At 69.0% G+C, this 17,555-nt stretch carries 14 protein-coding genes; 2 read left to right on the forward strand and 12 right to left on the reverse strand.

Annotated features, from left to right (window positions below):
* Positions 1–4 precede the first annotated feature (4 nt).
* The 7 genes from HWX22_RS02305 to HWX22_RS02335 form a co-directional block, all read right to left on the reverse strand.
* Positions 5–1,294, reverse strand: coding sequence for a dicarboxylate/amino acid:cation symporter (locus HWX22_RS02305; protein WP_059526276.1), 1,290 nt, complete (start codon positions 1,292–1,294; stop codon positions 5–7).
* Between the two features lie 353 nt (positions 1,295–1,647).
* Positions 1,648–3,339 carry a cation/acetate symporter ActP gene (actP, locus tag HWX22_RS02310; protein WP_175914981.1) on the reverse strand — a complete coding sequence of 564 codons (1,692 nt, stop codon included), beginning with the start codon at positions 3,337–3,339 and terminating at the stop codon, positions 1,648–1,650.
* Positions 3,340–3,350: 11 nt separating this feature from the next.
* Positions 3,351–3,656 (reverse strand): DUF485 domain-containing protein, encoded by a 306-nt coding sequence (locus HWX22_RS02315; RefSeq protein ID WP_175909282.1) that lies wholly within the window; start codon positions 3,654–3,656, stop codon positions 3,351–3,353.
* 102 nt (positions 3,657–3,758) lie between these two features.
* Positions 3,759–4,964: a CaiB/BaiF CoA-transferase family protein gene (locus HWX22_RS02320; RefSeq protein WP_175914982.1), complete on the reverse strand. Its 1,206-nt coding sequence runs from the start codon at positions 4,962–4,964 to the stop codon at positions 3,759–3,761.
* Positions 4,965–4,994: 30 nt separating this feature from the next.
* Complete coding sequence (locus HWX22_RS02325; protein ID WP_175914983.1) at positions 4,995–6,140, reverse strand: acyl-CoA dehydrogenase family protein; 1,146 nt, start codon at positions 6,138–6,140, stop codon at positions 4,995–4,997.
* Positions 6,141–6,154: 14 nt separating this feature from the next.
* Positions 6,155–7,351, reverse strand: a complete 1,197-nt coding sequence (locus HWX22_RS02330; protein ID WP_175909276.1) for an acyl-CoA dehydrogenase family protein — start codon at positions 7,349–7,351, stop codon at positions 6,155–6,157.
* A gap of 29 nt (positions 7,352–7,380) precedes the next feature.
* A complete protein-coding gene (locus HWX22_RS02335) occupies positions 7,381–9,522 on the reverse strand; it encodes a 3-hydroxyacyl-CoA dehydrogenase NAD-binding domain-containing protein (protein ID WP_175914984.1) in 2,142 nt (713 codons plus the stop codon).
* Positions 9,523–9,772: 250 nt separating this feature from the next.
* Between HWX22_RS02335 and HWX22_RS02340 the strand changes: the two genes are divergently transcribed.
* Both HWX22_RS02340 and ggt read left to right on the forward strand, forming a co-directional pair.
* Positions 9,773–10,735 (forward strand): LysR family transcriptional regulator, encoded by a 963-nt coding sequence (locus tag HWX22_RS02340; RefSeq protein WP_059691426.1) that lies wholly within the window; start codon positions 9,773–9,775, stop codon positions 10,733–10,735.
* 70 nt (positions 10,736–10,805) lie between these two features.
* Positions 10,806–12,689 carry a gamma-glutamyltransferase gene (ggt, locus tag HWX22_RS02345; protein WP_175914985.1) on the forward strand — a complete coding sequence of 628 codons (1,884 nt, stop codon included), beginning with the start codon at positions 10,806–10,808 and terminating at the stop codon, positions 12,687–12,689.
* A gap of 43 nt (positions 12,690–12,732) precedes the next feature.
* On the opposite strand, the gene HWX22_RS02350 is transcribed toward ggt, so the two are convergent.
* The 5 genes from HWX22_RS02350 to lipB all read right to left on the reverse strand — a co-directional run bounded on the left by HWX22_RS02350 (position 12,733) and on the right by lipB (position 17,546).
* Positions 12,733–13,686, reverse strand: a complete 954-nt coding sequence (locus tag HWX22_RS02350) for an ABC transporter permease subunit (protein WP_059819841.1) — start codon at positions 13,684–13,686, stop codon at positions 12,733–12,735.
* A complete protein-coding gene (locus tag HWX22_RS02355; protein ID WP_175909270.1) occupies positions 13,686–14,483 on the reverse strand; it encodes an ATP-binding cassette domain-containing protein in 798 nt (265 codons plus the stop codon). The genes HWX22_RS02350 and HWX22_RS02355 overlap by 1 nt, the downstream gene beginning before the upstream one ends.
* 48 nt (positions 14,484–14,531) lie before the next feature.
* Positions 14,532–15,548, reverse strand: coding sequence for a taurine ABC transporter substrate-binding protein (tauA, locus tag HWX22_RS02360; protein WP_175909268.1), 1,017 nt, complete (start codon positions 15,546–15,548; stop codon positions 14,532–14,534).
* Positions 15,549–15,805: 257 nt separating this feature from the next.
* On the reverse strand, positions 15,806–16,798 hold the full coding sequence (gene lipA, locus HWX22_RS02365) for a lipoyl synthase (RefSeq protein WP_057928546.1): 993 nt from the start codon (positions 16,796–16,798) through the stop codon (positions 15,806–15,808).
* Positions 16,791–17,546, reverse strand: a complete 756-nt coding sequence (gene lipB / locus HWX22_RS02370) for a lipoyl(octanoyl) transferase LipB (RefSeq protein ID WP_057928547.1) — start codon at positions 17,544–17,546, stop codon at positions 16,791–16,793. Before lipB ends, lipA begins: the two co-directional genes overlap by 8 nt.
* Positions 17,547–17,555: the final 9 nt, after the last annotated feature.

Consider the following 17,555-nt stretch of genomic DNA (forward strand, 5'->3'; position numbering starts at 1 on the left):
GACGTCAGACGCCGGCCGTCTCGGTCGTCGTGACCTCGCCGCCGCCCTTCAGCGCCTGGCGCAGCTTGTTGCGGTCGAGTTCCTTTTCCCAGGCCGACACGACGACGGTCGCGACGCCGTTGCCGATGATGTTGGTCAGCGCGCGACATTCGCTCATGAAGCGGTCGATGCCGAGGATCAGCACCATGCCCGACAGCGGGATCGTCGGCACGACGGCGAGCGTCGCGGCCAGCGTGATGAAGCCCGCGCCCGTGACGCCGCTCGCGCCCTTCGACGTCAGCATCGCGACCGCGAGCAGCGTGAGCTGCTGCATCCACGTCAGTTCGATGTTGGTCGCCTGCGCGATGAACAGCACGGCCATCGTCATGTAGATGTTGGTGCCGTCGAGGTTGAACGAGTAGCCGGTCGGCACGACGAGGCCAACCACCGAGCGCGAGCAGCCGGCCTTCTCCAGCTTTTCCATCAGCTGCGGCAGCGCCGCTTCCGACGAGCTCGTGCCGAGCACGATCAGCAGCTCTTCCTTGATGTACGACACGAAGCGGATGATCGAGAAGCCCGTGGCGCGTGCGATCGCGCCGAGCACGACCAGCACGAACACGACCGAGGTCAGGTAGAACGTGCCGATCAGCTTGAGCAGCGGCACCAGCGAGCCGACGCCGTACTTGCCGATCGTGAACGCCATCGCGCCGAACGCGCCGATCGGCGCCAGCTTCGTGACGATGTGCACGATGCCGAACAGCACGCGCGTGAGGCCGTCGATGAAGTCGGTCACGACCTTGCCGCGCTCGCCGAGGTGCGCGAGCACGCTGCCGAACAGCAGCGCGATCAGCAGGATCTGCAGGATTTCGCCCTGCGCGAACGCATCGACCATCGTGTTCGGGATGATGTGCATCAGGAAGTCGACCGTCGACTGCCCGTGCGCCTTCGCCGCGTACGATGCGACTTCCTTGCCGTTCAGCGTCGCCGGATCGATGTTGAAGCCGACGCCCGGACGCAGGATGTGCGTGGCCGCGAGGCCGAGCAGCAGCGCGAAGGTCGACACGATCTCGAAGTACAGCAACGCCTTGCCGCCGACGCGGCCGACCTTCTTCATGTCCTCCATGCCGGCGATGCCGGTGACGACCGTACAGAAGATGATCGGTCCGATCACCATCTTGATCAGCTTGATGAAGCCGTCGCCGAGCGGTTTCATGTCGGTGGCGAGCGCCGGGTAGAAGTGGCCGAGGATCACGCCGACGATGATGGCGAAGATCACCTGCACGTAGAGCACTTTGTAGAAGGGTTTCTTCTTCACGATGGTTCCTGCTGAAGTAGATGAGCCGGTGGAAACGGCGTCACGCGCGCGGACGAATGTCAGGGGAAGGGCCATTCGCCCGCGCGGCTGCCGTGCCGCAACAAGCGATGCCTCAGAACGTCCGGAGGGAGTGGAAGGCAGTGGTCATCGATTGTCTCCTTGGTTTAATAGTCAGGCCGGGGGGATGGCCGTGCTTTTCATATCGCAAGGTCGATGCCAGGTTTCCGGAACCCCTCAAGCCATTGTTTTCATTGTATTTCTCATAATGCGGCAGGCAAGGAAATCCGGGATTCCGGATTTCCTGAAAATATCCGTCCGGCGATCCGGACGGAGGGATCGTTTCATCCGACGAATCAATGCTGCACGGCCTCACCGGCCAGCACGCCCGTCTGCGCGTAGAACTCCTGCCGCGCGAAGGCTTCGCGCTCGCGCCGCGCGCGCTCGCCGCGGTCCGCGAGCGAGCCGACGACGATCCCGACGAACGCGAGCGGCACCGACACGAGCGCCGGGTTGTCGAGGAACACCGGCGCATGCGCGTGATGCAGCACGTCGACCCACACCGACTTCGACAGCACCGTGAGCGCCACCGCCGACGCGAGGCCCAGGCCGCCGCCGAGCACCGCGCCGCGCGTCGTCATCCCGCGCCAGAAGATCGACATCGCGAGCACCGGGAAATTCGCGCTGGCGGCCACCGCCGCGACGAGGCCGACCATGAACGCGACGTTCACGTGCTCGAACAGGATCGACAGCGCGATCGCGATCGCGGACAGCCCGATCGTCGCCGCGCGCGAGATGCGCATCTCCAGCCGCTCGTCGGGCTTGCCGCGCGCCCACATCTGCGCATACAGGTCGTGCGAGATCGTGGTCGCGCCGGCGAGCGTCAGCCCGGCGACCACCGCGAGGATCGTCGCGAACGTGACGGCCGCGATGAAGCCGTAGAACCAGTTGCCGCCGACCGCCTGCGCGAGCTTCACGGCGACCATATTCGAGCCGCCGAGCAGGTCGTGCGTCAGGTTGAAGGTGCCGTTCGCGCCGAGCCGGAAGAATTCCGGATGCTGCGCGAGCAGCACGATCGCCGAGAAGCCGATCACGAACGTGAGCAGGTAGAAGTAGCCGATGAAGCCGGTCGCGTAGAGCACCGACTTGCGCGCCTCCTTCGCGTTCGGCACCGTGAAGAAGCGCATCAGGATGTGCGGGAAGCCGGCCGTGCCGAACATCAGCGCGATGCCGAGCGACAGCGCGTTGGCCGGATCGCGGATCAGCTTTCCGGGCCCCATGATCGACAGCGCGCCCGGATGCACGGCCACCGCGCGGCGGAACATCTCGTCGACGCTGAAGCCGAATTCGCCGAGCGCGAGCAACGCGAGCAGCGTCGCGCCGCACAGCAGCAGCACGGCCTTGATCACCTGCACCCAGGTGGTCGCGGTCATCCCGCCGAAGAACACGTACACGACCATCAGCACGCCGACGATCAGCTCGGCCGTGCCGTACGACAGCCCGAACAGCAACTGGATCAGCTTGCCCGCGCCAACCATCTGCACGACCAGGTACAGCACGACGATCGTCAGCGCGTTCGCGGACGTCAGCAGCCGGATCGGCCGCTGCGCGAAGCGGTACGCGACGACGTCGACGAACGTGAACTTGCCGAGGTTGCGCAGCGGCTCGGCGATCAGGAACATCACGAACGGCCAGCCGACCAGGAAGCCGATCGAGTAGATCAACCCGTCGAAGCCGAACATGAACACCATCCCCGACAGCCCGAGGAACGACGCGGCCGACATGTAGTCGCCCGCGATCGCGAGCCCGTTCTGCAGCCCGGTGATGCCGCCGCCGGCCGTGTAGAAGTCGCGTGTCGAGCGCGTGCGGCGCGCGGCCCAGCGCGTGAGCGCGAGCGTCGCGAACACGAACGCGAAGAACATCGCGATCGCGACCGGGTTCAGTTCGACCTTGTCGGGCATCGGCCCCGCGACGGCGCTCGCGCGCGCGGCGGGGGTGGAGAAAACGAGAACGGCCAGCGCGCCGAGCGCGCGCGAGATGCGTCGCATGTCGGCCTCCGTCACGAACGTTGCAGGATCGCGTCGACGCGGCGGTCGAACGCACGGTTCGCGCGCAGCACGTAGCACGCGGTCAGGCCGATCGCGACCAGGATGATCGCGACGCCCGCGACGATCCCGACCGTGGTCGTCGCGCCGCGGTACAGCGGCGTGGCCAGCACGCGCGGCGCGAGCGCGACCAGCAGGATGAAGCCGTAGTAGGTGGCGATCATCAGCGCCGTCAGCGTGAAGCTGAAGCGGCGTCGCGCACGCACGAGCTGCTGGTAGTCACGGCGCGCCGTGACCGATTCGATGACGGAATGCTCCATGGTGTCTCCGATGTCCCCTCGTCGTTCGCGAGGCGTGTCTTATGGATGGTCGGCGCGCGTCGACTGCTCCGCCCGCGCCGCGGCGGCAATACATGAAACGCGCTACACGACGCGATCCGCACGCAGCCGCGCCAGATCGTCCGGCGACAGCCCGAGCCAGCGACCGAGCACGTCGTCCGTATCGGCGCCGAGCACCGGCGGCGCACCGCGCACCGGCAGGCGCGCGCCGTCGAAGCGATACGGCGGCGCGAGCACGTCGACGCCGCCCGCGACCGGATGCGGCTGCCGCGTGACGAGCCCCGCGCGGGTCGCGCGCTCCGACGTCAGCGCGTCGTGCAGCCCGAGCACTTCACCGCACGGAATGCCCGCATCGGCGAGTGCCGCGAGCAGCATCGCGCGCGGCCGCCGCGCGAGTTCGCCGCGAATCTCCGGCAGCAGCGCGGCGCGGTTTTCGGAGCGGCCGAGGTTGGTCCTGTAGCGGTCGTCCGCGGCGAGATCGGGCCGCTCGATCGCATCGCAGAAACGTGCGAACTGCGTGTTGTTACCGACCGTGATCACGAGCGGACCGTCGGCCGCATCGAACACGCCGTACGGCACGATCGACGGATGCGCGTTGCCGTAGCGCGGCGGATCCTCGCCCATCAGCAGCGCGTCGAGCCCGTAGTACGCGGTGATCATCAGCCCGCAGTCGAACAGCGCCATCTCGATGCGCCGTCCGCGCCCCGTCGCGTGGCGCTCGTACAGCGCGGCGAGGATCGCCTGCGCCGAATACATGCCGGTGAACAGGTCGACCGCCGCGACGCCGAACTTCAGCGGCGGCTGGCCGGCCTCGCCGTTCAGCGCCATCAGCCCGGCCTCGCCCTGCACGACGAGGTCGTAGCCGGGCCGCGCGGCCTCCGGGCCCGAGCGGTCATAGCCGGAAATCGCGCAATGCACGAGCCGCGGATTCAGTTCGGCCAGCGCGTCGTAGCCGAGGCCGAGTTTCTCCGCACCGCCGAACTTGAAGTTGTGGATCAGCACGTCGGCCTGCGCGGCCAGCTCGCGCGCGATGCGCTGCCCGTCCTCCGTCTGCAGGTCGACGCAGATCGACCGCTTGCTGCGGTTCACGCTGTTGAAATACGTGGTCTCGGTCTCGCCGATCCGCAGTCCCCAGTCGCGCGTGTCGTCGCCGCGCACCGGATGCTCGACCTTGATCACGTCCGCGCCGAAATCGGCGAGCACCATCGCGCTCCACGGGCCCGCGAGCACGCGCGAGAAATCGAGCACCTTTACGCCGGCCAGCGGCAATGCGCGCGGATCGTTCGTCATCCTTGTCTCCTCCATTCGCGTCGCATGCCTTTACTGTTTCGACAGCGCGATGTAGCGCGCGAGATGATGATCCTCGTCGCCGAGCTGGTGATCGATCATCACGAGCCGCTTCGCGTAATGCGACAGCGGCAGCTCCCACGTCATCCCGATCCCGCCGTGCAGCTGGATGCTTTCCTCGGCGACGAGCGTGCCGATCCGGCCGATGCTGTATTTCGCCGCCGCGAGCGCGCGCTCGCGCACCGCGCGCGGCGCATCGAGCTGCGCGGCCGCGTTGATCACCGCCGAGCGCGCCTGCTCGACTTCGAGCAGCAGGTCGGCCATCCGGTGCTGCAGCGCCTGGAAGCTGCCGATCGGCAGCCCGAACTGCTTGCGCGTGCGCAGGTATTCGAGCGTCGCGTCCTTCGCGACGTCCATCGCGCCGAGCGCCTCCGCCGACAGCGCCAGCAGCCCGTAGCCGAGCACGCGTTCGAGCAGCGCGGCGCCGGCATCTCCGTCCAGAGCATCCGGCGCGCCGAGCGCGGCATCGGCCGGCAACACGACGCGCTCGAAACGCACTTCGGCCGCGCGGCCGCCGTCGATCTTCCTGTAGTCGCGCAGCGACACGCCCGGCGCGTCGGCCGGCACGACGAACAGGCCGATGCCGGCCGCGTCGTCGTCATGACCGGACACGCGCGCGCTGACGACGAAGAATGCCGCCTGCGCGGCCTGGTCGACGACGCCCTTCGCGCCCGTCAGCACCCAGCCGTCGCCGTCGCGCTCGGCGCGCGTGCGCACGGTCGTCAGTTCGTAGTGCGAGCCCGGCTCGTCGTGCGCGAACGCGGCGCTCGCGCTGCCGTCGATCAGCGCGGCAAGCCGTTCGCGATGCGCGTCGCCGCCGGCGAGCGACAGCGCGCGGCCCGCGAGCAGCGCGCCGAGGAACGGCTCGACGACGAGCCCGCGCCCGAGGCATTCGAACACCACGGCGATATCGAAACCCGCGCCGCCGAAGCCGCCGTCGGCTTCGGGAAACAGCGCGCCGACCGCTCCGAGTTCGGCGAAGCGCCGCCACATCGCGCGATCGAATCCGTCGGTCGACTGCGCGATGCGGTCGCGCACCGGGAACGCATACTGTTCGGCGATGAAGCGGTTCAACGTGTCCGCCAGCATCCGGCGGTCTTCTGTGTGCTGGAAATCCATCGTCGCGTCCCTCGTTACAGCCCGAGCATCATCTTCGCGATGATGTTCTTCTGGATCTCGTTCGAGCCGCCGAAGATCGACAGCTTGCGGTTGTTGAAGTATTGCTGCGCGGCGCTCGCGGCCCCGTCTGGGCCGACCGGCTCGCCGTCGTGATCGGCGTCGAGCGCCTCCTCGACGAACGGCTGCGCGTACGGCCCCATCGCGCGGCGCATCAGCGCGGTGATTTCCTGGCGGATCTGCGTGCCGCGGATCTTCAGCATCGAGCTTTCCGCGCCCGGCACGCCGCCGCCCGCGACCGCAGCCAGCACGCGCAGGTTGGTCGTGCGCATGTTCTCGAGCTCGATCTCGACGCGCGCGATGCGCGCCGCGAAGAACGGATCGTCCGCGAGCGGCCGGCCATTCTTCGTCACCTTCGCGGCGACCGCGCGCAGCCGGTCGAGCGCGGCCGTCGAGAAGCCGATTCCGGCGATGTTGGTGCGCTCGTACGTGAGCAGGTATTTCGCGTAGGTCCAGCCGCGGTTCTCTTCGCCGACCAGGTTCTCCACGGGCACGCGCACGTCGGTGAAGAACACTTCGTTCACCTCGTGCTCGCCGTCGAGCGTGATGATCGGGCGCACTTCGACACCCGGCGTGGCCATGTCGATCAGCAGGAAGCTGATGCCCTCCTGCTTGCGCACGTCGGTCGCGGTGCGCACGAGGCAGAAGATCATGTTCGCGTAGTGGCCGAGCGTGGTCCACGTCTTCTGGCCGTTCACGACGTAGTGATTGCCGTCGCGCACCGCGCTCGTCTTCACCGCCGCGAGATCGGAACCGGCGCCCGGCTCCGAATAGCCCTGGCACCACCAGTCGGTGCCGTCGAGAATGCGCGGCAGCCAGTGGCGCTTCTGCGCTTCGTCGCCGTACCTGATCAGCACGGGCCCGAGCATGTTGACGCCGAACGGGACGATGCGCGGCGCGCCGGCGAGCGCGCATTCGTTGTCGAACAGGAATTTCTGCGCGACGCTCCAGCCGGGGCCGCCATACTCGCGCGGCCAGTGGCTCGCGAGCCAGCCGCGGGCATTCAGGATTGCGTGCCATTCGCGCATGTCGTCGCGCGTCAAATGCAGGCCGCTCTTCACCTTGCGCGCGGTGCGCGCGGGCAGTTCGGCGGCGAGAAAGCGCTGCACTTCGGTGCGGAACGCTTCCTCTTCGGGCGTGAAATTGAGGTCCATCGTGAGTCCGTTGCGAATGCGGTGGGCGTTCAGTCGATATGGTTCAGGCTCGCGAAATCCGCGCCGCGCTCGACCAGCTCGACGATCAGCGGCGAAGGCTTCCAGAACAGCGGATCCTCCTTCGCGAACGCGCGGATGTCGGCAAGCACGTTCGCGAGGCCGACCGTGTCCGCGTAGTGCATCGGGCCGCCGCGATAGCGCGGGAAGCCGTAGCCGTACAGGAACACCGCGTCGACGTCGAGCGGGCGCAGCGCGATCCTCTCGTGCACGACGTTCGCGCCTTCGTTGATCATCGCGGCGAGGTAGCGGCGCATGATCTCGTCGTCGGTGAACGTGCGCGGCGCGATGCCCTTCTTCGCGCGCTCGTCGGCGACGATCGCCTCGACTTCCGGGTCCGGCGTGCCGACGCGCGCGCCGTCCGGATACAGGTAATAGCCGCGCGCGGTCTTCTGCCCGAACCAGCCGCGCTCGCACAGCCGGTCGGAAATTTCCACGTAGCGGGCGCGCGGGTCGCGCGTCGCCGCGCGGCGCTTGCGGGTCGCCCAGCCGATGTCGCCGCCCGCAAGGTCGACGACCTGGAACGGCCCCATCGGAAAACCGAATTCGCGCACCGCGCGGTCGATCTGGTAAGGCGATGCGCCGTCTTCCATCAGGTAGTCGGCGGCGGTGCGATAGACCGCGAGGATCCGGTTGCCGATGAAGCCGTCGCACACGCCGGCGCGCACCGGCGTCTTCTTCATCTGTTTCGCCAGCGCGAACGCGGTCGCGACGACGTCCGCGCTCACGCGCGCCGGCACGACGATCTCGAGCAGCTTCATCACGTTGGCCGGCGAGAAGAAATGCAGGCCGATCACGTCGGCCGAACGGTCGATGCTGGCAGCCAGCTCGTCGATGTCGAGATACGACGTGTTGGTCGCGAGCACCGCGCCCGGCTTGCACACGCGCGCGAGTTCGGCGAACACCGCCTTCTTCACGCCCATGTCCTCGAACACGGCCTCGATCACCACGTCGGCCTGCGCGAGCGCGTCGTACGACGTGCTGCCCTTGAAGCGCGCGAGCCGCGCCGCGTGCGCGGCCGGCGTCATCCGCCCCTTCGCGACGAGGCCGTCGTACACCTTCTCGACATGCGCGCGGCCGCGCGCGAGCGACGCTTCGTCGCGTTCGATCATCGTCACGGGCAGTCCGGCGTCGAGCGCCGCGACCGCGATGCCCGCGCCCATCGTGCCGCCGCCGACCACGCCGATCCGCTCGACCGGACGCGCGCTCGCGCGCCGCGCCTCGGGTGCCTTCGCGGCCTCGCGTTCCGCGAAGAACGCGTGCACAAGGCCCGCGCGCTGCGGGCTGTCGATGCATTGCAGGAACAGGCTGCGTTCGAGCTTCATCCCCGCGTCGAACGACTGCGTGAGCGCGGCCTCGACCGCATCGACGATCTTCGCCGGCGAGAACAGGCCGCGCGACTGCTTCGGCAGCTCGGCGCGCGCCGCGTCGATCGCGGCCTGCGCGGCCGCGCGATCGGCGAGCCCCTGCGCATCGCGCGTGCGCCGCGCCGGCGCGCCGAGCGACACGAGTTCCTGCGCATAGGCGAGACCTTCGGCGAGCGTGTCGTCGCTGTGCGCGACGCGATCGACGAGGCCGAGCGCGAGCGCTTCGTCGGCGCTGGCGTGACGCCCCGTCAGCATCAGGTCGAGCGCGGCCTTCGCGCCGATCAGGCGCGGCGTGCGCTGCGTGCCGCCCGCGCCGGGCAGCAGGCCGAGCGTGACTTCGGGCAGGCCGAGCTTCGCGCCGGGCACGGCGAGCCGGTAATGCGCGGCGAGCGCGACCTCGAGGCCGCCGCCGAGCGTCGCGCCGTGCAGCGCGACCACGACCGGCTTCGCGCTCGATTCGATCCGCTCGCATACGTCCGGCAGCGACGGCGGCACCGGCGGCTTGCCGAACTCGCGGATGTCGGCGCCCGCGATGAAGTTGCGGCCGGCGCCGACGATCAGCACCGCGCGAATCGCGTCGTCGGCCTGCGCGGCGTCGAGCGCGTCGGCGAGACCGCGCCGCACGTCGGCGGACAGCGCGTTGACGGGCGGATGGTCGATCGTGACGACGAGCACCTTGTCGCGCCGTTCGCGCGTGACGGTGACGGTGCCGGCGCCGGAAGGTTCGGGGGAAGCGGGTGAATTCATCGTGTCTCCAGTGCGGTGCGCCGCGCGGGCGGAACCGGTCGTCGGGCCGGCGAGCGGTGCCGGCTCCCGAGCCTGGTGCCGCGCGGCGGGAAACGATCCGGCGTGGTTGCCGGGCATGACTCGATTCTCGATTGATCGAGATTCATTGACAATTCCCGCGCGCCTTTACAAGCTGTCAAGTCTGACTTGACATTGAATGCTTTCGGACCGTTTCCGGCCCTTAAGCGGGCCGGATCGGGAGACACAAGACATGGACCTGAACGCGCTGACGCTGCTCGTCGAGATCCTCGATGCGGGCAACCTGAGCAAGGCCGCGCAGCGGCTCAAGATGAGCCGCGCGAACGTCAGCTACCGGCTGAACCAGCTCGAACGCTCGATCGGCCAGCAACTCGTGCGCCGCACGACGCGCCGCATCGAGCCGACCGAGATCGGGCTGAAGCTGTACGAGCACGGCCGGCGCATCCGCAACGAACTGCTCGCCGCGCAGGAATCGGTGACGACGCTCGGCCAGGACCTGCAGGGCCGCGTACGGCTGTCGGTGCCGAGCGGCTACGGGCAGATGGTGATGTCCGAGTGGCTGCTCGCGTTCAAGCGGCTACATCCGGGCATCGTGCTCGACGTGGTGTTCGAGAATCGCGTGGAGGACCTGATGCGCGACGAAGTCGACATCGCGATCCGCGTGATGTCCGAGCCGCCGCAGAACCTCGTCGCGCGCGACATGGGCGCGGTGCGCTACGTCGCGTGCGCGTCGCCCGCGTTCGCGGCCGCGCACGGGATGCCCGCGAGCCTCGGCGCGCTGGCCGCCGCGCCGGTCGTCACCGCGACGGTGCTGGGGCGGCAGTTGCGGATCGCCGCGTATCTCGGCGACGAACGCCACGAGGTGCTGCTCGAACCCACGCTGATTTCGGAGAACTTCCTGTTCCTGCGCCAGGCGATCCTCGCCGGGATCGGCGTCGGCATCGTGCCCGACTACGTGATGCAGGACGACATGCGGCGCGGCACGGTCGTCACCTCGCTCGACGCGTACCGGCTCAGCATCTTCGGCACGCACATGTACATGCTCTACATGCCGAACCGGCACCACACGCGCGCGACCGCGACGTTCATAGAGTTCATCCTCGAACAGGCCGGGAAGACCGGCCGGGGCGGGCCCGACGGGATGCGTCAGGGTTTCCTGTCGGGTGACAACCCGCCGGCCGCGCGGCGACAATAGCGCGCCGCCCGTGCGGAGCGCGTGCCGCGCATACGCCGCCGCCTTCGAATTCACCGTTGCCGAGGGTTCAATGTTCGACCGGATTCGTCCGTATTCGCGTCCCTGGACGCCCGTCGCCGCGCTCGCGCTCGTCGCGCTCGCCGCGTTCAGCGCCGGCTGCACGTCCCCGTCCGCGCCGTCGGGCGCCGTCGTCCCGGTCACCGCCGCGTCGGGCACCGCGGTGCCGCTGCCCGGCGTCCACGCGCCCGAACGCTCGTCCGGCTGGACCGACAAGCCGGGCTGGACCTCGCAGCACTTCATGATCGCGGCCGCGAACCCGCTCGCGACGCAGGCCGGCTACGACATGCTGAAGGCCGGCGGCACCGCGATCGACGCGGCGATCGCGACGCAGATGGTGCTCGCGCTCGTCGAGCCGCAATCGTCGGGGCTCGGCGGCGGTGCGTTCATGCTGTACGCCGACGGCAAGACGACGCAGGCATACGACGGCCGCGAGACCGCGCCGGCCGCCGCGACCGACCGCCTGTTCTACGGCCCGACCGGCCAGCCGATGGGCTTCTACGAAGGTGTCGTCGGCGGGCGTTCGGTCGGCACGCCGGGCGTGCTGCGCATGCTCGACGCCGCGCACCGCGCGCACGGCAAGCTGCCGTGGCGCCGGCTGTTCCAGCCCGCGATCCGGCTCGCCGAGCACGGCTTCACGATCAGCCCGCGCCTGGCGATGCTGATCGCGAACGACAAGTACCTGATGAACGACCCGGCCGCGCGCGCGTACTTCTACAACAAGGACGGCACGCCGAAGGCGGCCGGCACGGTGCTGAAGAACCCCGCGCTCGCGACCGTGCTGCGCCAGGTCGCCGACCGCGGCGCGAATGCGTTCTACACCGGTGCGATCGCGCGCGACATCGTCGCGAAGGTGCGCAAGCACCCGACCAACCCGGGCCTGCTGTCGCTGCAGGATCTCGCGCGCTACAAGGCGAAGGTGCGTGCGCCGCTGTGCACCGACTACCGGCGCTCGGTGGTGTGCGGGATGCCGCCGCCGTCGTCGGGCGGCCTCGCGGTCGCGCAGATGCTCGGCATCCTCGAGGCGATGCCCGACTGGCAGCAGATCGGCGCGCAGAAGCCGGTGCGGACCGAGCTCGGCTACGAGCCGACGCCGTTCGCCGCGCACCTGTTCAGCGAAGCCGGGCGCCTCGCATATGCGGACCGCGCGCGCTACGTCGCCGATCCCGATTTCGCGCCGCTGCCGGGCGGCAGCTGGGCGAGCCTCGCCGACAGGACCTATCTCGCGCAGCGCGCGCGCCTGATCGGCGACACGAGCATGGGCGTCGCGCAAGCCGGCACGCCGCAGGGCGCGACGCTCGCGCTGGCCGACGACCGCAGCCCCGAATTGCCGTCGACGTCCGACATCGCGATCGTCGACCGCTACGGCCAGGCGCTGTCGATGACGACCAGCGTCGAGGACGCGTTCGGTTCGCGGCTGATGGTCCGCGGCTTCATGCTGAACAACCAGCTCACCGATTTCTCGTTCGTGGCGAGCGAGAACGGCCGGCCCGTCGCGAACCGCGTGCAGCCGGGCAAGCGGCCGAGCTCGTCGATGGCGCCGGAACTCGTGTTCGACAAGAAGACGAAGCAGGTGACGATGATCGTCGGCTCGGCCGGCGGCCCCGCGATCATCAACCACGTCGCGAAGACGCTGATCGGCGTGATGGACTGGGGGATGACGATGCAGCAGGCGATCGCGCTACCGAACATCGGGTCGATGAACGGGCCGACGCAGCTCGAGCGCGGCCGCGTGTCGGACGCGCTCGTCGACGGGCTGAAGGGACGCGGGCACGACGTGCAGGTCGTCGAGATGAATTCCGGACTGCAGGGGATCCAGCGGCTGAACGTGCAGGGGCAGACGGTGTGGTTCGGCGGGGCCGACCCGCGGCGGGAAGGGATCGCGATGGGGGATTGAAGGCGGCCGGCAGAGGCGGCGTGAATGCGCCGCCTGCTGCGTGTCATCCGCGCCCTTTCCACGGCACGATCCGCCGCTCGACCCAGCGCATCGCGAGATCGAACAGCCACGCGATCGCGCCGATGATCAGGATGCCCATCACGACGATATCGGTGCGCAGGAAGCTCGACGCATTGAGCACCATCTGCCCGAGCCCGGCCGTCGCGGCGACCATCTCGGCCGCGACGAGCGTCGTCCAGCCGAACCCGATCGCGATCCGCAGGCCGGTGAGGATTTCCGGCAGCGCGGCCGGCAGCACGACGTGGCGCACGATCTGCGCGAAGCTGCCGCCGAGCGAATAGGCGGCGTTGATCTGCTCGACCGTCGCCGCGCGCACGCCCGCGCGGGCGGCCATTGCGATCGGCGCGAAGCACGCGAGGAAGATCACAACCAGCTTCGCCGTCTCGTCGATGCCGAACCAGATCACGACGAGCGGCAGGTACGCCAGCGGCGGCAGCGGCCGGTAGAACTCCAGCAGCGGATCCAGCACGCCGCGCGCGACTCGGCTCACGCCCATCAGGACGCCGGCCGGCACGCCGATCGCGGTGGCGAGCAGGAATGCGCCGAACACGCGCGCGGCACTCCACAGCAGATGCTCGGACAGCGGCAGGCCGCCCTGGATGCGGCCGTGCCACGCATCGACGAATGCCGCCCACACCGCTTCCGGCGCGGGCAGGAACAGCGGCGGCAACCACTGCCAATGCGTTGCGCTCCACCACAGCACGGCCAGCGCCGCGACCGTCGCCGCGCTGAGCCCCGCGGTTTTGCCCTGGCCCGGCAAGCGGTAGCGGCGCGACGGCCGCGCCGCCTTGCGCCGCGTCGTGCGCTCGTCCTGCTCGCCCCTCCCGGCCACTCGGTCGGCCGCCCAGGAATCCTGCGTGCTCATGTCGTCCTGCCTGTGCAAAGTACTGATCCGGCCGCGCCCGACGGACGCGCCCTGCCGCGCGAATTCGTGCATCACGTGACCTCCGCGACCGCCTCGTCGCGATGCAGATACGCGATCAGCCGCTCGCGCCATGCGATGAATTCCGGCGACGACTTCACCGCGCGCGCATCGCGCGATTCGACGTAGCGCCGCGCGAACGGCAGCTCGAAGGTTTCCGCGATGCGGCCGGGGCCGGGCGTCATCACGACGAGACGCGTCGCGAGGAACAGCGCCTCCTCGACGTCGTGCGTGATGAAGAACACCGTCTTGCCCGTGCGCGCCCACACGTCGAGGACGAGCGCCTGCATCGTGCCGCGCGTCATCGCGTCGAGCGCGCCCATCGGCTCGTCCATCAGCAGCACGCGCGGATCGCTCGCGAGCGCACGCGCGATGCCGACGCGCTGCTGCATCCCGCCAGACAGTTCGTACACGCGCGCATGCGCATGGCGCTCGAGGCCGACGAGCGCGAGCATCTCCGTCGCGCGCGCTTCGCGCTCCGCCTTCGACACGCGCGCGAAGCGCAGCCCGAGCGCGACGTTCTCGAGCACGTCGAGCCAAGGCAGCAACGCATATTTCTGGAACACGACGCCGCGATCGGCGCCGGGGCCCGCGACCGGCACGCCGTCGACGCGCACGTCGCCCGTCGTCGGCGCGACGAAGCCGGCCATGCAGTTCAGCAGCGTCGTCTTCCCGCACCCGGACGCGCCGAGCGCGACGACGAATTCACCGGAATCGATGCGCAGGTCGACGCGCGCGAGCGCCTGCGTCGTCGGCCGACCGCGTTCGCCCGGATAGGCGACCGATACCTGACGGACTTCCAGCATGCTCATGATCAAGGGCTCCGCGATGAGTGGCCTGAGTCGCCTGATGCGCCGCGCTCAGCGCGCGGCCTTCTGCACGAACTGCGGATCGACGCCGACCGAGTAGTCGGCGAGCACCGTCTGGATCGTGCCCTGCGATTTCAGGAACGCGGCGGTGGCCGCGAGCGACTTCGCGGCACCCGACTGCGCACCGCCGCCGAGCCACGTCGGCGACGCCTGCTCGGCCGGCGTCGGGAACGCGTAGAGCGCGAGGCTCGCGGGCACGTCCTGCACGTTCGCGCCCGACACCTTCGCGACCGCCGCGACCTGCGGCGAACCGGCCTTCCACGCGGCCGCATGCGCGCGGTAGTCGGCATCGGCGGACGCAAGCACCTTCACGAAGCGCGCGACGAACTCGGGGTTCTCGCGCGCGAACTTGCGGCTCACGACGAAGCCGTCGAAGGTCGCCTTGCCGCTTTGCTTCGCGACCTGGCCCGACGTCGTCAGCACGGTGCCCGACTGCTTGACCTTCGCGAGCACCGGATCCCAGATGTAGGTCGCGTCGATGTCGCCGCGCGTCCACGCGGCCGCGACCTCGGGCGGACGCAGGTTGACGATCTTCACGTCGTTCGGATTCACGCCGGCGGCCTGCAGCGCGACGAGCGTATGGAAATGCGACGTCGACACGAACGGCACGCCGATCTTCCTGCCCTTCAGCGCGGCGACGCTGGTCACGCCGGAGCCGTTGCGCGCGACGAGCGCCTCGGCGTCGTTGATGTTGTCGAGCACCCAGAACAGCGAGATGTCGAGCCCCTGCGACAGGCCGGCCGCGATCGGGCTCGACCCGGCCTCGCCGAGCTGCACGGAGCCCGACGCGAGCGCGCGGATCACGTCGGCGCCGCTGTCGAGCTTGCGGAACGTGACCTTGTAGCCGGTCGCCTTTTCGACTTCACCGCTCGCCTGCGCGTAGCGCCACGGCACGACCATGTCCTGATACGCGATCACGACTTCGCGCGATTCGGCGTGCGCCGCGCCCAGCGCGGCAAAGGCGGTCAGCGCGACGGCGGCGCGGCGGACGAAGCTGAAACGGGACATGCGGCTCTCCTTCGAATGCGGGCATTGCTGCGGGAGAGCCGACTTTACGAGCTTTGCGCGCGGCGGGAGCGAACTTATCCTGCGAAGCTATCGATGCCGTTTCAGCTTTGCTTTCCACGTTCGACCGGATCGCGCGTCCGGTCGGATGGCGATTGTCGTGCGAACGCGCAGGCGGCGGCCGCACCAACGAAAAAGCCCGCATCGCTGCGGGCTTCTTCAACTGCATGAGATGTGAGGCTGATGCGCGAACGCGGCGCTCAGACCACCCCGGCCCCGTGCGCCTGCAGATCGGCGTGATAGCTCGAACGCACCATCGCGCCGACGGCCGCGTGCGTGAAGCCCATCTTGTACGCCTCTTCCTCGTACATCTTGAACGTGTCCGGATGCACGTACGCACGCACCGGCAGGTGGTGCTCGGACGGCTGCAGGTACTGGCCGATCGTCAGCATGTCGACGTCGTGCGCGCGCAGGTCGCGCATCACCTGCAGGATTTCCTCTTCGGTCTCGCCGAGGCCGACCATCAGGCCCGACTTCGTCGCGACGTCCGGATGCTGCGCCTTGAAGTCCTTCAGCAGCTTCAGCGAGTGCGCGTAGTCCGAACCCGGGCGCGCTTCCTTGTACAGGCGCGGCACCGTTTCGAGGTTGTGGTTCATCACGTCGGGCGGTGCCGCGTTCAGGATCGAGATCGCGCGGTCGAGACGGCCGCGGAAGTCCGGCGTCAGGATCTCGATGCGCGTTTCCGGCGACTGCTCGCGCACTTCGCGGATGCACTCGACGAAGTGAGCGGCGCCGCCGTCGCGCAGGTCGTCGCGGTCGACGCTCGTGATCACCACGTACTTGAGCTTCAGCGCGGCGATCGTGCGGGCCAGGTTCTTCGGTTCGTCCGCGTCGAGCGGATCGGGACGGCCGTGGCCGACGTCGCAGAACGGGCAGCGGCGCGTGCACTTGTCGCCCATGATCATGAACGTCGCGGTGCCCTTGCCGAAGCATTCGCCGATGTTCGGGCAGCTCGCTTCCTCGCACACGGTATGCAGGTTGTGCTCGCGCAGGATCGTCTTGATCTCGTTGAAGCGCGAACTGCCGGTGGCCGCCTTCACGCGGATCCATTCCGGCTTCTTCAGCTTCTCGATCGGAATGACCTTGATCGGGATGCGCGCCGTCTTCGCCTGCGCCTTCTGCTTGGCGGTCGGATCGTAGGCAGGGGTCGCGGCCGAATCGGCCGGTGCGGGGGAAGCGGTAACGTCAGTCATTCGAATGTTCCAGTGCCTGCGGCTTGTCGGCGGCCGCGGATTCGCCGTCGAGGTTGGCGATCAGACGCCCCACCAGCGTGTGGGCGACGTCGTTCCAGTCGGCGGCAACCTCGAGGCTCGCCATGTCGACGGTTTCCAGTCCGGCATAGCCGCACGGGTTGATCGCGAGAAACGGGCGCAGATCCATCTTCACGTTCAGGCTCAGCCCGTGATAGCTGCAGCCGTTGCGGATCTTCAGGCCGAGGGCCGCGATCTTCGCGCCTTCGTGCACGCCGGATGCCACGTAGATTCCCGGCGCGCCCGCCTTGCGGACCGAAGCGAGATTATACGCCGCGAGGGTTTCGATCACGGCTTCCTCGATCTTCGTCACGAGCGTGCGCACCATCAGCTTGCGCCGGCGCAGGTCCAGCAGCAGGTAGACGACGATCTGGCCGGGGCCGTGGTAGGTGATTTGTCCGCCGCGGTCGACCTTCACGAGCGGCACGCCGCTGTCGGCCACCAGCAGGTGGGCCGGGTCGCCGGCCTGGCCGAGCGTGTAGACGGGCGGATGCTCGACGACCCAGATTTCGTCGCCGGTGTCGGCCGTGCGCGTGTCGGTGAACGCGCGCATCGCGTCGAAGCTCGTCTCGTAGGCCTCGCTGCCGCGCCAGCGCACGGTGACCGGCGCGACGGGCTGAACCGGAGACCCGGCGGGCGATTCGGAAACAGCGACAGGCGTGGACACGATGGCAACCGGCGAGACGGACATGGGCGGTAG

Origin of the sequence: Burkholderia sp. BCC1638 (genome assembly GCF_902833195.1) — a bacterium.
Taxonomy (GTDB): domain Bacteria; phylum Pseudomonadota; class Gammaproteobacteria; order Burkholderiales; family Burkholderiaceae; genus Burkholderia; species Burkholderia diffusa.

Bases quoted from the DNA above. Each gene is read 5' to 3' on its own strand.
- HWX22_RS02335 (WP_175914984.1), bottom strand. From the start codon at position 9,522: ATGAATTCACCCGCTTCCCCCGAACCTTCCGGCGCCGGCACCGTCACC.
- HWX22_RS02355 (WP_175909270.1), bottom strand. From the start codon at position 14,483: ATGAGCATGCTGGAAGTCCGTCAGGTATCGGTCGCCTATCCGGGCGAA.
- actP (WP_175914981.1), bottom strand. From the start codon at position 3,339: ATGCGACGCATCTCGCGCGCGCTCGGCGCGCTGGCCGTTCTCGTTTTC.
- tauA (WP_175909268.1), bottom strand. From the start codon at position 15,548: ATGTCCCGTTTCAGCTTCGTCCGCCGCGCCGCCGTCGCGCTGACCGCC.
- HWX22_RS02325 (WP_175914983.1), bottom strand. From the start codon at position 6,140: ATGGATTTCCAGCACACAGAAGACCGCCGGATGCTGGCGGACACGTTG.
- HWX22_RS02330 (WP_175909276.1), bottom strand. From the start codon at position 7,351: ATGGACCTCAATTTCACGCCCGAAGAGGAAGCGTTCCGCACCGAAGTG.
- lipA (WP_057928546.1), bottom strand. From the start codon at position 16,798: ATGACTGACGTTACCGCTTCCCCCGCACCGGCCGATTCGGCCGCGACC.
- HWX22_RS02320 (WP_175914982.1), bottom strand. From the start codon at position 4,964: ATGACGAACGATCCGCGCGCATTGCCGCTGGCCGGCGTAAAGGTGCTC.
- HWX22_RS02350 (WP_059819841.1), bottom strand. From the start codon at position 13,686: ATGCACGAATTCGCGCGGCAGGGCGCGTCCGTCGGGCGCGGCCGGATC.
- HWX22_RS02315 (WP_175909282.1), bottom strand. From the start codon at position 3,656: ATGGAGCATTCCGTCATCGAATCGGTCACGGCGCGCCGTGACTACCAG.
- lipB (WP_057928547.1), bottom strand. From the start codon at position 17,546: ATGTCCGTCTCGCCGGTTGCCATCGTGTCCACGCCTGTCGCTGTTTCC.
- ggt (WP_175914985.1), top strand. From the start codon at position 10,806: ATGTTCGACCGGATTCGTCCGTATTCGCGTCCCTGGACGCCCGTCGCC.
- HWX22_RS02340 (WP_059691426.1), top strand. From the start codon at position 9,773: ATGGACCTGAACGCGCTGACGCTGCTCGTCGAGATCCTCGATGCGGGC.